Genomic DNA, 14,102 nt, shown 5'->3' with positions numbered 1-14,102 from the left:
GGGCTACCATTTTACTGTAAATGTAAATTCTAGGTACGCTCTGGCACTAAATCATCATCTTTTTTAGTACGATGATCCTCAGCAATATAAGTGTACATAGTAGGCACCACAAATAAAGTAAAGCAGGTACCAATTAAAAGTCCGGCAGCAATAACCAAACCTATATCGAAACGGCTTACTGCACCTGCCCCGCTAGCAATTAATAGAGGTAAAACCCCAAACACCATAGCTGCAGTGGTCATAAGAATAGGTCTTAATCGAATTCCTGCTGCCTCTTCTACTGCTGCGCGGCGATCCAGATTTTTTTCTCGTTGCAATTGGTTTGCAAAATCCACAATCAGAATTCCATGTTTGGAAATTAATCCAATTAAGGTAATTAAACCTACCTGGGTGTAGATGTTAATACTTGCCAAACCTAAGTTTAACGGGATTAACGCACCACAAATCGACATAGGCACACTGATTAAAACGATTAATGGATCACGGAAGCTTTCATACTGAGCTGATAGAACCAAGAAAATGATGATAATTGCGAAGACAAATGCGAATAACAGAGCATTACCTTCCTGCATAAATTGCCGTGACGCACCTCCATAATCGGAAGAAAAACCTTTGGGTAAAGTTTCATTTGCTGCTTCTTGTAAGAAATGTAAACCCTCACCTAAGGTTTTTCCTGGCATCATAATTGCCTGGATAGTTGCTGAGTTGAGCTGTTGGAAATGGGAGGCTGCATTTGGAGCGGTTTTTTCCACAGCAGTTACTACGGTAGAAAGTGGGACCATCGCACCATTAATGCTTTTCACATAAATACGACCAAGTTGTTTAGGTGACATGCGGAATGGGCGATCCAGTTGAGGGATAACTTGATAGCTACGCCCCTGCAAATTGAAGTAATTCACGTAATTACCTGAAAGAGCGCTGGTTAAACTGCTTCCTACCGCTTGCATGTCCAGTCCCATTTCGGATGCTTTAGAACGATTAATCTTTAATTCAATTTGAGGTTGGTTGAATTTCAGCGAATTATCAACATAAATAAACATACCGCTATTTCTTGCTTTATCCGTAAGCTGATTAGATATTTCAAATAGACTTTGGAAGTCATTTGTCGTTTTAATCACAAATTGCACTGGAGTACCACTACCACCACCAGGAAGGGGAGGGGGGATAATGGCGAAGGTATTCAAGCCAGCCACTTGCGATAATTTATCTTGTAATGGCTGCTTTAACTCAAATTGGCTTTTCTTGCGCTCATTCCAGGGTTTGAGCACCATTCCAGAAACAGGTTGGCTGCTATTTACTGTAAAGTAATTTCCAGTTTCTGGGAAACTTTTATAGATTTCATCAAATGGTTTCGTAAACGCTTCAATATAATTGATTGTTGCAAATTGCGGCGCTGTTCCGATGACAAAGAAGAAGCCTTGGTCTTCTTCAGGGGCAGTTTCTGCGGCACTATGCGTATAAAGATAAGGCAGCATGAAAATCACTACGGCGGCAAATGGCAGCATAATGATTCGAGTATCTAGCAGACTATGGAGAATGCGTTGGTATTTTCCTTTTAGCTTATTAAAAAAGGTATCAAGGAAATGAACGAATTTGCCACTACCAATATCTGCTGTCAGTACTTTAGAACACATCATTGGCGATAAGGTTAATGCAATAACTCCGGAAATAATTACCGCGCTGGCGAGAGTAAATGCGAACTCTTTAAATAGAGCACCGGTTAATCCTCCCATAAAGCCAATCGGGGCATAAACCGCAGCTAGAGTGATGGTCATCGCAATAACCGGGGTGGCGATTTCTCGAGCGCCAATAATTGCTGCGTCAAAAGGTGTTTTACCTTCTTCAATGTGACGGTGAATATTCTCCACAACCACAATGGCATCGTCGACTACCAAGCCAATAGCGAGCACAAAGGCGAGTAGGGTCAGCAGGTTAATACTATAACCTAACATGAGCATTAGGGTACAAACGCCAACGAGTGATAGTGGAATAGTTACAATAGGGATAAATACCGAGCGTATTGAGCCTAAGAATAAATAGATTACCACAATAACAATGGCTGCTGCTTCAATAATGGTATGGATTACTTCATCTAATGAGGCACGAATAAAGTCGGTTGCGTCATAAACGATAGTGCCGGTTAGGGAGGGTGGAAATTCCTTGGTAATCGAAGGCATGAGAGCTCGAACATCACTGATTACCGTTAATGGATTTGCTGTGGGGGTTGGTGTAATAGAAATGAATACGGCTTTTTTGCTATTAAAAGTTACGGATGAGTCATAGCTTTGTGACCCCAGTTTAACTTTAGCGACATCGCGTAAACGTACAATAGAACCTTTATCGCTTTTAACAATCAGGCTGCTAAATTGCGATGCATCATTGAGGTCGGTTTTCGCAGTGATGCTTAGCGCTACGTATTCTCCTTTAGTATTTCCTGCTGCGGTTAAAAAGTTATTTTTGGCAAGAGCCGCGGAAACATCTGAGGGAGCCACATTTAAAGCAGCCATTTTTACAGGGTTGAGGAATATTCTCATGGAGTAGGTAGAGCCCCCAAGAATTTCTGCTTTAGCTACGCCATCAACCGTTTGCAATTGGGGTTGTACCACACGCGTTGCATAGTCGGTAATTTGTTGGGGTGTCATTTCCGTACTGTCTAAACTGATGTACATCAAGGCGGTTGATGAGTCCGATGCTTTTAAAATGACAGGCTGCTGTGCTTCTTTGGGAAGCTGGTTTATCGTTTGTTGCACTTTACTCATCACGTCAGTAAAAGCAATTTGAGGATCAAAATTTAATTTGATGTTTAGGGTAATGGTGCTCATGCCTTGGGTGCTGGATGAGGTCATGTAATCAATCCCTTCGGCACTAGCAACGGCATTTTCTAACGGTGAGGTGATAAACCCGGCGATCAGATCGGCGTCTGCTCCTGGGTATCCGGTCATAATAGTAATAACCGTATTATCCATACGTGGATATTGGCGAATTTGCATGTCATGCATGGCATTGAGGCCAAACAGGAAAATGAGCAAGCTAATTACCATGGCAAGCACAGGCCGTTTGATAAAAAGATCGGTAAATTTCATAAATTATCCTGAAAAAAAGTAATTCATTTTCTGGGTTAGAAGTGAACTCCTAACCCAAGTATTAAGGGACATTACTGACCCAGTAAACTGGGATTACTGGTATCATTGAGTTTGACTTCATTATTGATTACAACAGGAGTGCCGTTTTGTAATTTGACCTCTCCAGCACTAACCACTTGTTGTCCTGCTTTTATCCCTTTTTTAATTACGGTGTAATTTCCGCGCTGTTCGCCAATGGTGACAAAAACACGATTAACAGTAAGTACGTCAGAACCATCTTTATTTTTCTTACCTTCTTTATCTTTTTCGATGATATAAACCGAGTTACCGTAGAGGCTGTAAGAAATTGCTGTTGATGGCACCACAACAGTATGTGCTTTTGCCGCTTGCTCAATTTCTATTGCAGCAAACATTCCCGGGACAAAAGCATATTTTTGTATTTTATTGTGGACATTAGCTTCAGTATTACATGAAACAATTTGTTTACTGCTATGTGCTTCCTTATGTGTTTTAACCAACGGTGAGCTTGCTGGATTTTTAATTGCACTCGCCGGACAGTTTGCTAGAACACCTTGAACTAGAACGTTATGCGTATTGAGGTCTACTTTGGAGTTAATTGCCGAAACCTTGGCTTCAAAAAGAAGATTAGGGAATTGCTCTAGAGAAAAGGTAATGGTTTGATTGGGATGAACTTTTTTATAAAGTTGCTCTGGAAGGTAAAAGTCTAAATATAAAGGATCTAGGGATTGCAACGAAACAATCGTTGTTTGTCCTGGATTAACAAATTGCCCCACATTAACTTGGCGGATGCCTAAACGACCAGCAAATGGAGCTGTAATATGTTTTTGATTAATTTGCGCTTGTGTTTGATCAACCTTTGCTTGGGCTTGATCAAGCATTGCTTTAGCTTCATCCACACTAGAAATTGGAGTCGCTCCGCGCTTAAATAAATCTGATTGGCGTTTGTAACTGAGTGTTTTCAGTGCTAGATCGGATTGGTTAAATTTTAGGACAGCTTGGTCAATTGAATCATCCAAAGTAACTAAGGGGGCGTCTTTTTCGACATATTGCCCGGATTCAAAATCAATTTTAACCACATTTCCTGAGGCTTGCGAACCAAGATCCACACCATTTAAAGCGACGAAATTGCCTACAGCATTTAGCGTGGGAACCCAGTTTATTTCTTTGGCTACAGCAGAAGCAACGGCAACCGCTGGGGGTTGGTAGCTCGCAAAAAACCGTTTAATCATAAATGCTTTAATGAAATTAAAAGCAATAATTCCACCGAACACAACCACTAGCGCAATGCCCATGATAGTCAAACGTTTTTTCATTAGGTGCCCCTTACAAATTTAAAGCGGGGCTAAATATACCACGAAAGAGGGGCTTAATTCTCTCAATTATATTAATTTTATTTAATGTGTTGACAATGGATTACCTTGGCCATGATACTTTGTTCTTTCTTTGTGAAGTACAATGTTCTTTACTGCAGTGGTCAAAGTTTAAGGTATCTTTGCTTAGTTTGCACCATGTGAGTCAGGGGGGACGTGGTTACAAAAAAAACCTATTGACTAAATACAATACTTTGCTACTATGCGGCTTTCATAACGAAAAAGGGGAAAACCATGAAGTTGAAGTCCTTGTTGTTTGTAATTTGTTTAGGCTTCTTTAGCAATCTTTTTGCAGTGACTGCGCATATGCATCCAAAGGCAGATGCCGCTGACAAAAAATCTATCGCTAAAGAAGCTATGTTTCCTGGCTATTGCCAAATCGAAATTATAAACGACAGTTTCACTGACGTTTATGTGTATGGTACTTTTGATGATGGCAGCACAATTGATTTCAGTATCTATCGTTACGAAGCGCCTCATTACATTAACTTATTCTATTATTTCTACTGCCATAGTGGTATGTACCTGACAATTCAATCTCCATACGGAGTTGTGTATTCTGGTTGGACTAATGTAGACAGTACTATTCACGTTGTTCCTTTCCTGAGAAATGGCGTTAAAGCTGAAATATCGCACAGATAATTTTTAATTAAGAATTAAATTAATAGGGAAGTTGCATTTAGGTGTAACTTCCTTTTTTTTTGTATATGTGGAGTCATTCCAATGAAACGTTTAATACCTTGTATGTTGTTATTACCTTTGCTGTCTTCTTGTGTTCCTGAGGGAGCATATTACGAGCCAGGTTATTATGCGGCACCCCCTCCACCTTATGTTGAAATACATCGTTATGAAGAACATCGTCATTATGATCATGGTCCTCGTCATCATCGCCATGGTTATAGACCAGTTCCCCAAGCTCGGGTATATCAAGCCCCAGCAAATGTTCATGGTAATGGCACTGCCCATAGTCATGGGGTTAGGCGTGGCGGACAACCCGTAGTTATTAATCCTCGCCAGCCACAAGTCCGTCCGCAACCGCAAGTTCCGGCGCGTCCTCAATCACAGGCTCAGGCACGTCCACAAGAGCAAGCACATAGCCCAAGCCACGCGAATCAATCTACATCTTCGGGTGCGAAAGTAATTGTTTATCCGAGCACAGCAGGACACCAAAACTAAAAAGAAACGTAGCCCTGTCATACGGGTTATCTCACGACAAAGTATTCCGAACAGAATGAGGGGCTTGAATGTGGCATAGTCGTTATAAATTTACACAATGCCACATTCAGAAGATCCTTCGGGGTAACCATCTTTAGGGTGGCGCACCGCATTGCATTCGTATCCGATTAAATTTTGTGGTAGTCTTAGCTGCGTTTTTTTATTTGAGGAATTCCAGTGATGCGTAACCTATTTAAAATCCTCCATCTGGTGTTTTTGTCTTTAATTTTGGCTGCTTGTGTTGCTTCACCCGGTAGTGAAAGCACAGGAGAGTTTCTGGATAGCTCCACGACGACCACCAAAGTAAAAGCAACCCTAGTGAATGATTTAGGAGCGACTGGACTTTCAATACAAGTTAAAACCTTTAAAGATCAGGTACAACTAAGTGGTTTCGTTCCTACCGAGCGCTTAAAACAAAGAGCAGGCGCTATTGCTGCCGGTGTAGATGGTGTGAGCAGCGTTATTAACGATATCGTTGTTAAACCTTGATGTAATTATTTCCAGGCTAAGGAACTTACTTATGTTTGATGGAAGCTATACCATAGAAAATTTTGATAAAGAGATCTTCCAAGCAATTGTTGATGAAGAGCGTCGACAAGAAGATCATATTGAGCTTATTGCATCGGAAAATTATGTGAGCCCACGCGTACTTGAGGCTCAGGGTTCGGTGCTGACGAACAAATATGCTGAAGGCTATCCTGGCAAACGTTATTATGGCGGTTGCGAGTATGTTGACGTGGCGGAAGCTCTGGCAATTGAGCGTGCGAAAAAGTTGTTCGGGGCTGATTACGCCAATGTACAACCACACTCTGGCTCCCAAGCCAATGCTGAAGTGATGATGGCTTTATTATCTCCAGGCGATGTTATTTTAGGTATGGCCTTACCTCACGGAGGCCATTTAACACATGGTTCTAAGGTTAATTTTTCTGGAAAATTATATCAGGCAATGCCTTATGGGGTGGATGAGCAAACCGGATTAATTGACTACGATGAATTAGAACGTTTAGCTCTGGAGCATAAACCGAAGTTAATCATTGCAGGTTTTTCAGCTTATTCACGTGTTCTTGATTGGCCACGTTTTCGAGCGATTGCGGATAAAGTTGGTGCTTATTTGATGGCGGATGTAGCCCATGTTGCTGGTTTGATCGCCGTAGGTTTATATCCTTCACCTATTCCTTATGCTGATGTAGTAACCACAACGACTCATAAGACATTAAGAGGCCCGCGTGGGGGGTTGATTTTATGTCGTGCAAATGAGGAAATTGAGAAAAAATTAAATTCAGCTGTATTTCCTGGAATGCAAGGCGGACCATTAATGCACGTTATTGCAGCAAAGGCAGTTGCCTTTGCAGAAGCTTTATTACCAGAATTTAAAGCCTATCAAGAGCAAGTTTTGCTAAATGCAAAAACAATGAGCTCTGTTTTAATTAGTCGGGGATATAATATTGTTTCCGGCGGAACGGATAATCATTTACTGTTAGTTGATTTAATTAATAAAGATATTACTGGTAAAGACGCTGACGCTGCCTTAGGTCACGCCAATATTACAGTAAACAAAAATTCAGTACCTAACGATCCGCGTTCACCGTTTGTTACCAGTGGTTTAAGGTTGGGAACTCCTGCAGTTACGACCCGAGGGTTTAAGGAAAAAGAAATTACTCTTCTATCAAATTGGGTAGCAGATATTCTTGATGATATTAACAATGAAGCGACTGTAGCGCGGGTTAAAGAAGATGTATTGCGTTTGTGTCGCGAGTTTCCGGTTTATAGGTAATCATGTATTGTCCATTTTGTCATGCAGAAGAAACTAAGGTTGTCGATTCGCGTTTAGTGGCTGATGGTGCTCAAGTACGTAGAAGGCGCGAATGCCTTGAATGCCATGAACGTTTCACGACGTTTGAAACGGCAGAATTGATTATGCCTTTAATTATTAAGCGCGATGGTCGGCGCGAGGCATTTAGTATCGATAATTTGCGCTCAGGAATGTTACGAGCGTTGGAAAAAAGACCGGTAAGCGTTGATTCTTTAGAAGAGGCAATCATCGCCATTACTCAAGAAATTCGCCGTAGAGGTGAGCGTGAAATTGATTCTCGACTCGTTGGTGAGTTAGTTATGCAGGCTTTGTATAGTTTGGATCATGTTGCTTATGTGCGTTTTGCTTCAGTGTATAAGCGTTTTAAAGACGTGAGTGATTTTAGACAAACGATTGATCAGATGAAAAAAGATTAGGGTGTTTACAGCAAAGTATAAACAGACAAAAAAAGGATTTTGATGGGGGCTAGCTTAAAAGAGTAAACTTTAGGTTTAAGCAAACACAAAATAAGTGTTCACAGAATAGGTAATTCGCCATCATTGCGAGCCTAGGCAAAGCGATGATGGCTGATTTTTTATTTTAACCATGTTCAGTGAGCACGTACAACAAAATTCATGAGGTTATAGTGGAAAAGCAGTCTATAAGTGGAAAACGAAAAGCTCGAAAATTAGCACTTCAGGCACTGTATCAGTGGTTAATGTCTGGTGCTGATCTATATGAAATTGAAGCACAATTCCGAGTGGCAAATAATATGGAAAAAGTTGATGTCGATTATTTTTGCCGTCTGTTGTATGGTATTCCTGAGAATGTGCAGCAACTTGAAGAGCGCTTTACTCCATTTTTGGATAGAGAAATCAATGGATTAAATCCGATTGAGTTGACTGTGTTACGCCTAGGGGCTTTTGAATTAATTAACTGCCCAGATATTCCTTATAAAGTAGTTTTGGATGAAGCCATATCATTGACTAAAGAATTTGGTGCCCAAGATGGATATCGTTATGTCAATGGGGTACTGAATAACCTGGCTCAACAAGTTCGTTCAGTTGAAATTAATCTAGATAATGGTAATGGATGAGTTTTCTCTAATAGATAAGTTTTTCAAGCCCTTAGATCTAAAACGCGATGATGTTTTATTGGGTATTGGGGACGATGCAGCTTGCTTGCATGTGCCCGAGGGCATGAATTTATTAGTTAGCACTGATACCTTAGTAGAAAAAGTACATTTTCTTCCTGAGTGGCAGGCATATGATATTGCCTATCGTTCGGTTATGGTTAGTGTTAGTGATTTGGCTGCTATGGCGGCTTTGCCCTGTTGGGCTACACTGGCATTGACCTTGCCTCAAATGGATCCTGCTTGGCTTGCTTCTTTTGCACGTGGTTTAAAAGACTCATTAAAACAATTTAATATTGCTTTAATTGGCGGGGACACTACCCGTGGGCCACTTTCAATTACGTTAACCGTTTTTGGTCAAGCACCTTTCAGTCAAGAAGTGCGTCGTAGTGGTGCTAAACCTGGTGATATTATTCTTGTGTCAGGAAACTTAGGGGCTGCAGCCTTAGCGGTTAAATTTCTTGATGCACAAGATATACCGCCATCGGATCGCGCCAAATTAATGCATAAATTATTGCACCCTCAGCCACGCATTGATCTAATCAAATTTTTGCGTCTTTATGCCACGGCAGCAATAGATATCTCTGATGGGCTTGGTGCTGATCTTAATCATATCTGCACAGCCAGCGGGACTGGCGCTTGTCTTAATCTAGACGCTATTCCTATAGATCCTTTAGTGAAGTACTATTATCGTGATAAATCAGTTGACTTAGCTCTTACAGGCGGTGATGATTATGAGTTATGTTTTACAGTCCCCGAGCTGAAATTTGATTCACTGCTAAGTACATTAAAGCAAGCTGAGATGGTTTGTTACCCAATTGGTGTGATTGAAAAAGAGCCTGGGTTAAGAGTTAAAACAGCTGAGAATCTGTATCATGAACTAGTCCCACAAGGCTATTCGCATTTTTAGATCGTCAATTTAAGATGTAGTCTGGATGAAGGCGCAGCCGTAATCTGAGACAGGAGTTTAATTTGAGCTTGATCCCGGATTGCACTTCGCTTCATCCAGGCAATAGTTCCTCTTAAGTTGATGCCATTACGTGAACTATAGCTGTGCAATTGTAGTGAGAATAATAATGAAACAAATCAATTTAGCAAATCGTGTGTGGCAGGACCCTGTTTATTTCATCGCTTTTGGTTTTGGTTCTGGTTTGATGCCTAAAGCCCCTGGAACTTGGGGAACTGTAGCTGCTGTCCCGGTCTATTTACTACTGATGCATTGCAATCCAATTGTTTATCTTATTTTAACTGCATTGGCATTTATTTTAGGGGTTTGGGTCTCTGATAAAGTAAGTAATGAGTTAGGTTTACATGATTATAAAGGGATCGTTTGGGATGAGGTCGTAGGTTTTTTATTAACGATGTTTATGGCACCACCAGGATTTAAATGGATGTTATGCGGTTTTATTTTGTTTCGTATTTTTGATATTTGGAAACCCCAACCTATAGGATACATTGATGAAAAGGTAAAAGGTGGGATGGGGATTATGTTAGATGATGTGTTAGCCGCGATACCAGCTTGGATCATAATGCAGTTGTTAGCTTGGAGTTTTTCATGATGAATGAGAATCATAAGGAGCTAATTAGTATTGGGCTGACTGTCGGCATTGTTGCACTTACTTTATTTATTATCCATCGTTTTATCCCATCGATGATTTGGGCGGCAATTATTGTGATTGCTACCTATCCTTTGTATAAAAAATGGCGGCACCTGTTTGGTAATAAAGACAATCTTGCTGCCTTTCTTTTTACCACGCTAATTGGTTTACTTTTTCTCCTTCCTTTAAGCTGGTTAGTGCGAATATTGATTACTGAAGTCCAGTATTTCATTAATTTTTTACAAAATTTGAATCAGCAAGGTGGTGTTGCACCGGAGTTTCTGAAAAATTTTCCATTCATTGGTAATGAATTAGTAACCTATTGGGATGAAAATATTGGCCAACCCGGTAAGATTCGGGATTTTCTCTCTAATGTGCATTTATCATTAGCCCCGACCAGTTATTATGTCAAACAAATAGGAACGAGTTTAGCTCATCGTAGTATACAGGTTGGTTTTACTTTATTAACCTTATTCTTTTTCTACCGTGACGGGGATCAATTATTGATCCAGATCTATCAAATAGGGGAATATTGCTTGGGCGAAAGATGGTTTCGCTACGCTGATAGATTACCTAAAGCATTAAGTGCGACTGTTAATGGTACTATCGTTGTCGGGCTGGGAGTAGGAATATTAATGGGAATTTGTTATGGCTTGGTAGGTTTTCCCGCACCTACGTTGACTGGATTTATTACTGCCTTAGCCGCCATGATTCCTTTTGTCGTGCCTATTGTTTTTGTGACTGTTGCAATTATTTTATTTTCCGCAGGAAGTATGATTGGTGCGATCATTGTTTTAGTTTGGGGAACGTTAGTGATGTTTATTGCGGACCACTTCGTCAAACCTGTGCTTATTGGAGGCGCGATTGAACTACCCTTTTTGGCCGTGCTGTTTGGTATCTTAGGTGGAGTTGAGACTTTAGGTTTATTGGGCTTATTTATAGGACCTGTAGTTATGGTACTCTTTGTTACCTTATGGCAGGAGCCTCAAGCAATGCCTCATATTAAAGGCAAAAGGTCTATTCGTTATTAAGCTCTACATGCTAGGAAATAAACAGTCATAGGCGGAGCTGTAAAGCCGAGCAAAGTAGTTTGCATGAGGACCAGTGCTGGGCTTCTCGGCCCAGCCTACGTTTTACTTGTAACTGCAAGAATCAAATCGATAGATTATCCCAACACTACCCATTTGTGCCTGGAATGATCTTCCAAAAGTATTGATGCTTGTGGTAGACATATATCGATATGCCGCGTTGAGTGCATAATTTTCTGAGAAATTATAGGTTATACCCACAGTTCCTTGATAGGTAAATACATTTTTTTTGGCACTAAACGAAATCGCATCAAATGGGCCGGATGCATTTAAATCTAGGTTTAAGAATGAATAACCAATACCACCGCCAATGAAGGGAGATAGTGTTTCTAAAAACTCTGGGAAGTCGAAATAGAGGTTAGCCATAAGCACATTAGCGGAGGTTCTACCACTAAATGATGTGAGATCAAAGTCGGTAACACGAAAACGATCGGGATTGGCAGAGATGTACGTATATTCAAACTCATAACGAACAGGATTATATTGATAGCCTAGACGGCCACCTGCATTCCACCCATCGCGGTAGCTTACGTCAGAGAGGTGTACACCTAAAATATTCGTATTGACGTTAGAAGATAAATGGCTATATCCTCCGAAAGCACTCATATACCAGCCATCAACAGCAGTAGACGCTGATGCGATGCTTGATGCTAATAAAGCAGTAGAAAATAGTACGGATTTCATGACTTCCCTTTATTATTATTATTTTTTTTGTGAGGTCATGTTATCGTGTTGTCCTAAATTTGCAAGTCCTTAAATTCAAAAATATTTAACAAATATTTAAGGAGATTCAGTTAGTGCCACATGTCTTATATGTCTCTTATTTCACCGTAGAAACAAAAAAATAGTTTTAAAAAACAAAAAATTTTTATCACTACTATAATGAATTGACCATATTGATTTTTCTGTCTCAAAATGGGTTTCCTTTACTCACGTTATTCGATATTGAGAAATATACTATCTGTGTGAATCGTCTACTTGTTTCTAATGAGCATTGGTGCAATGATAAATTTTTTACATATTGAAATGGAGTTTCATAATGACTAACAATAAAAAAAAATCGTTAATGGAAATACCAGCCCCTGTTATTGAAAAGCTTGTGGATCTTATTTCTGATTCGACCGAGGAAGGTCGTCAAAAAATAGTCGATCTCGCTGAGCAGGCCAAAGTAAAATACAAATATTGGCTTTATTATTTTACGCGCACCCGCGACATCAACAGCTTTATTACTGAGTTGAAAGATACTAAAGATTCTTATTTTCGCTGGGAAGCAGTTAAAAAGCTTTTAAGCAAAGGGGAATGGAATAATGGTTCTTATAATTTCTACTTTCTTTTAGAGCTTGCTAGTGCCATTGAGGGATATGAATCTTTGGAGGAGCAGGAAAAACATTCTTTTGTGCTTAAGCTAAAAGAACCCATTATGAACCGATTAAATTATTTAATTGCTGATCGTAAGAAAGCGCTGGATGAGGCAAAATGCCGCAATGAAGAGCTGCAGCAAGCCGGGTTAGCAAAACAACGTCTATTAGATTCAGCGCTCGTCGAGGAAGATATTGAGATTGCAAAAAATAAAGCAGCCACAGAATTAGATAAAGTTGTTTTTTGCCTAGTAAAGGATACTAATCTGTGGAAGCTTTCCTTAGTTGATGCAGAAGGTAAGATATATCCGTTAAATACAACCTTAGAACTTAAATTATTTCTTTCCAGCAAGAAAATTACCCACGTAACAAAATTAAGTTCTGATCAGTTGGAACATATAATAACTGAGTGTCAGAAGGCAAAAATGCAATTGCTTGACCATTTACAACTGGTGATCAATCCAGAACAAAGTAATATGGATATTGTTAATAAAGGCATTAATTCGACCTTCATTTTACGTACTGATCCACCTAAAATTAATCTTTGGTGGGTAAGCAGTTTGGGAGCACTTAACTTTATTGAACTCAAAGATTATTCTACCCTTCATGAGTGTTTAACTAATAATCTTGGACTGTTGCACGACAATGATTTGAATGAAGGAACTAAAAAAGAAATTGAGAACTCGATAAAACTTCATTTATTGGGAGTAAAAACGGCCAAGGCCTTGAATACAACCACTGTTTCTCAGATGAATCGACAGTTAGGTGGCATTTTTAAAAGACAAATGGGAGAACCAAATATTGAGGAGGTAAAACTTAATGCTCATGAGCGTGCGCTGAGTCTACTTCAATACAAGATTAACCCAGAACAAAGAATTAGAGACTTGCAGCGTATGCATATTACCTCAACCTTTATTTTACGTCATACAGACAAGGAGCATTCTCTTTGGTGGGCAAATAGCTTAGGTGTGATCAATCAAATTAGGTTAAAAAATTATCCTGAACTTTTGAATTGGCTAGGGACTCATCCTGCTCCATTTAACGCAGAAGATGAATTAGCATTTAAGAATTACTTGTTAAATGTTAACCCAATCCATGAGTTAGATAAGAAGAGTTTTCAAAATATTAGGGACATGCTTGAGAATAGACTGAGGATACATGGTGAAGTTCAATCAGGGCAGACATCTGACGCGGTGCAAGTAACACCTAAGGTTGATGCGTCATTTAAAGAGGATACTCAGAAGGTTGTTCCTCAGCCCTTAAGCAAAGAACGGTATACTGCGATTAGCCAGTTGCCTAATATTTGGCACGAAAAGAGGATAACAACAGAAGCCTTAGAGAATGCGGAAGAGTTATCACGTACGCTTAATACGATGTAGATAACCTGTGTCATCAACTTTCACGCCACGGCAATCTCATTGGGTTGCCGTTAAATCTAAGGAAAC

The 14,102-nt window shown here is 39.9% G+C and carries 13 protein-coding genes; 10 read left to right on the top strand and 3 right to left on the bottom strand.

The window, feature by feature from the left end; genetic code table 11:
- Positions 1–29: 29 nt before the first annotated feature.
- Both E1P08_RS11145 and E1P08_RS11140 read right to left on the bottom strand, forming a co-directional pair.
- Entirely contained in the window at positions 30–3,083 is a 3,054-nt protein-coding gene (locus tag E1P08_RS11145) for an efflux RND transporter permease subunit (protein ID WP_133137104.1), read from the bottom strand.
- A 71-nt stretch (positions 3,084–3,154) separates the two neighbouring features.
- Positions 3,155–4,417: an efflux RND transporter periplasmic adaptor subunit gene (locus E1P08_RS11140; RefSeq protein ID WP_133137103.1), complete on the bottom strand. Its 1,263-nt coding sequence runs from the start codon at positions 4,415–4,417 to the stop codon at positions 3,155–3,157.
- Between the two features lie 291 nt (positions 4,418–4,708).
- On the opposite strand from E1P08_RS11140, the gene E1P08_RS11135 reads away from it, so the two are divergent.
- The 9 genes from E1P08_RS11135 to E1P08_RS11095 all read left to right on the top strand — a co-directional run bounded on the left by E1P08_RS11135 (position 4,709) and on the right by E1P08_RS11095 (position 11,242).
- Positions 4,709–5,116, top strand: a complete 408-nt coding sequence (locus E1P08_RS11135) for a hypothetical protein (RefSeq protein ID WP_133137102.1) — start codon at positions 4,709–4,711, stop codon at positions 5,114–5,116.
- An 81-nt stretch (positions 5,117–5,197) separates the two neighbouring features.
- Positions 5,198–5,650 (top strand): hypothetical protein, encoded by a 453-nt coding sequence (locus E1P08_RS11130; protein WP_133137101.1) that lies wholly within the window; start codon positions 5,198–5,200, stop codon positions 5,648–5,650.
- Positions 5,651–5,869: 219 nt separating this feature from the next.
- Positions 5,870–6,178 carry a BON domain-containing protein gene (locus E1P08_RS11125; RefSeq protein WP_133137100.1) on the top strand — a complete coding sequence of 103 codons (309 nt, stop codon included), beginning with the start codon at positions 5,870–5,872 and terminating at the stop codon, positions 6,176–6,178.
- A gap of 31 nt (positions 6,179–6,209) precedes the next feature.
- A complete protein-coding gene (glyA, locus tag E1P08_RS11120) occupies positions 6,210–7,463 on the top strand; it encodes a serine hydroxymethyltransferase (protein WP_133137099.1) in 1,254 nt (417 codons plus the stop codon).
- Positions 7,464–7,465: 2 nt separating this feature from the next.
- A complete protein-coding gene (gene nrdR, locus E1P08_RS11115; RefSeq protein WP_133137098.1) occupies positions 7,466–7,918 on the top strand; it encodes a transcriptional regulator NrdR in 453 nt (150 codons plus the stop codon).
- A gap of 209 nt (positions 7,919–8,127) precedes the next feature.
- Positions 8,128–8,577: a transcription antitermination factor NusB gene (gene nusB, locus E1P08_RS11110; RefSeq protein WP_133137097.1), complete on the top strand. Its 450-nt coding sequence runs from the start codon at positions 8,128–8,130 to the stop codon at positions 8,575–8,577.
- Entirely contained in the window at positions 8,570–9,523 is a 954-nt protein-coding gene (gene thiL / locus E1P08_RS11105; protein WP_133137096.1) for a thiamine-phosphate kinase, read from the top strand. The genes nusB and thiL overlap by 8 nt, the downstream gene beginning before the upstream one ends.
- 166 nt (positions 9,524–9,689) lie before the next feature.
- Positions 9,690–10,172: a phosphatidylglycerophosphatase A family protein gene (locus E1P08_RS11100; protein ID WP_133137095.1), complete on the top strand. Its 483-nt coding sequence runs from the start codon at positions 9,690–9,692 to the stop codon at positions 10,170–10,172.
- Positions 10,172–11,242 carry an AI-2E family transporter gene (locus tag E1P08_RS11095; RefSeq protein WP_133137223.1) on the top strand — a complete coding sequence of 357 codons (1,071 nt, stop codon included), beginning with the start codon at positions 10,172–10,174 and terminating at the stop codon, positions 11,240–11,242. Before E1P08_RS11100 ends, E1P08_RS11095 begins: the two co-directional genes overlap by 1 nt.
- A 102-nt stretch (positions 11,243–11,344) precedes the next feature.
- On the opposite strand, the gene E1P08_RS11090 is transcribed toward E1P08_RS11095, so the two are convergent.
- Positions 11,345–11,983, bottom strand: a complete 639-nt coding sequence (locus E1P08_RS11090; protein WP_133137094.1) for an outer membrane protein — start codon at positions 11,981–11,983, stop codon at positions 11,345–11,347.
- Between the two features lie 355 nt (positions 11,984–12,338).
- Here E1P08_RS11090 and E1P08_RS11085 point away from each other — a divergent pair, with 355 nt between their 5' ends.
- Positions 12,339–14,036 (top strand): hypothetical protein, encoded by a 1,698-nt coding sequence (locus E1P08_RS11085; protein WP_133137093.1) that lies wholly within the window; start codon positions 12,339–12,341, stop codon positions 14,034–14,036.
- The last annotated feature ends 66 nt before the right edge of the window (positions 14,037–14,102 follow it).

The sequence above is a fragment of the Legionella rowbothamii genome (genome assembly GCF_900639985.1).
In the GTDB taxonomy this organism is placed as follows: domain Bacteria; phylum Pseudomonadota; class Gammaproteobacteria; order Legionellales; family Legionellaceae; genus Legionella; species Legionella rowbothamii.
This window is presented reverse-complemented; position numbering and strand designations above follow the sequence as displayed.

Excerpts from the sequence above, each read along its gene's own strand:
- E1P08_RS11130 (WP_133137101.1), top strand. The coding sequence starts at position 5,198 with ATGAAACGTTTAATACCTTGTATGTTGTTATTACCTTTGCTGTCTTCT.
- E1P08_RS11085 (WP_133137093.1), top strand. The coding sequence starts at position 12,339 with ATGACTAACAATAAAAAAAAATCGTTAATGGAAATACCAGCCCCTGTT.
- glyA (WP_133137099.1), top strand. The coding sequence starts at position 6,210 with ATGTTTGATGGAAGCTATACCATAGAAAATTTTGATAAAGAGATCTTC.
- E1P08_RS11095 (WP_133137223.1), top strand. The coding sequence starts at position 10,172 with ATGAATGAGAATCATAAGGAGCTAATTAGTATTGGGCTGACTGTCGGC.
- E1P08_RS11090 (WP_133137094.1), bottom strand. The coding sequence starts at position 11,983 with ATGAAATCCGTACTATTTTCTACTGCTTTATTAGCATCAAGCATCGCA.
- E1P08_RS11145 (WP_133137104.1), bottom strand. The coding sequence starts at position 3,083 with ATGAAATTTACCGATCTTTTTATCAAACGGCCTGTGCTTGCCATGGTA.
- E1P08_RS11135 (WP_133137102.1), top strand. The coding sequence starts at position 4,709 with ATGAAGTTGAAGTCCTTGTTGTTTGTAATTTGTTTAGGCTTCTTTAGC.
- E1P08_RS11125 (WP_133137100.1), top strand. The coding sequence starts at position 5,870 with ATGCGTAACCTATTTAAAATCCTCCATCTGGTGTTTTTGTCTTTAATT.
- nrdR (WP_133137098.1), top strand. The coding sequence starts at position 7,466 with ATGTATTGTCCATTTTGTCATGCAGAAGAAACTAAGGTTGTCGATTCG.
- E1P08_RS11100 (WP_133137095.1), top strand. The coding sequence starts at position 9,690 with ATGAAACAAATCAATTTAGCAAATCGTGTGTGGCAGGACCCTGTTTAT.
- thiL (WP_133137096.1), top strand. The coding sequence starts at position 8,570 with ATGGATGAGTTTTCTCTAATAGATAAGTTTTTCAAGCCCTTAGATCTA.
- E1P08_RS11140 (WP_133137103.1), bottom strand. The coding sequence starts at position 4,417 with ATGAAAAAACGTTTGACTATCATGGGCATTGCGCTAGTGGTTGTGTTC.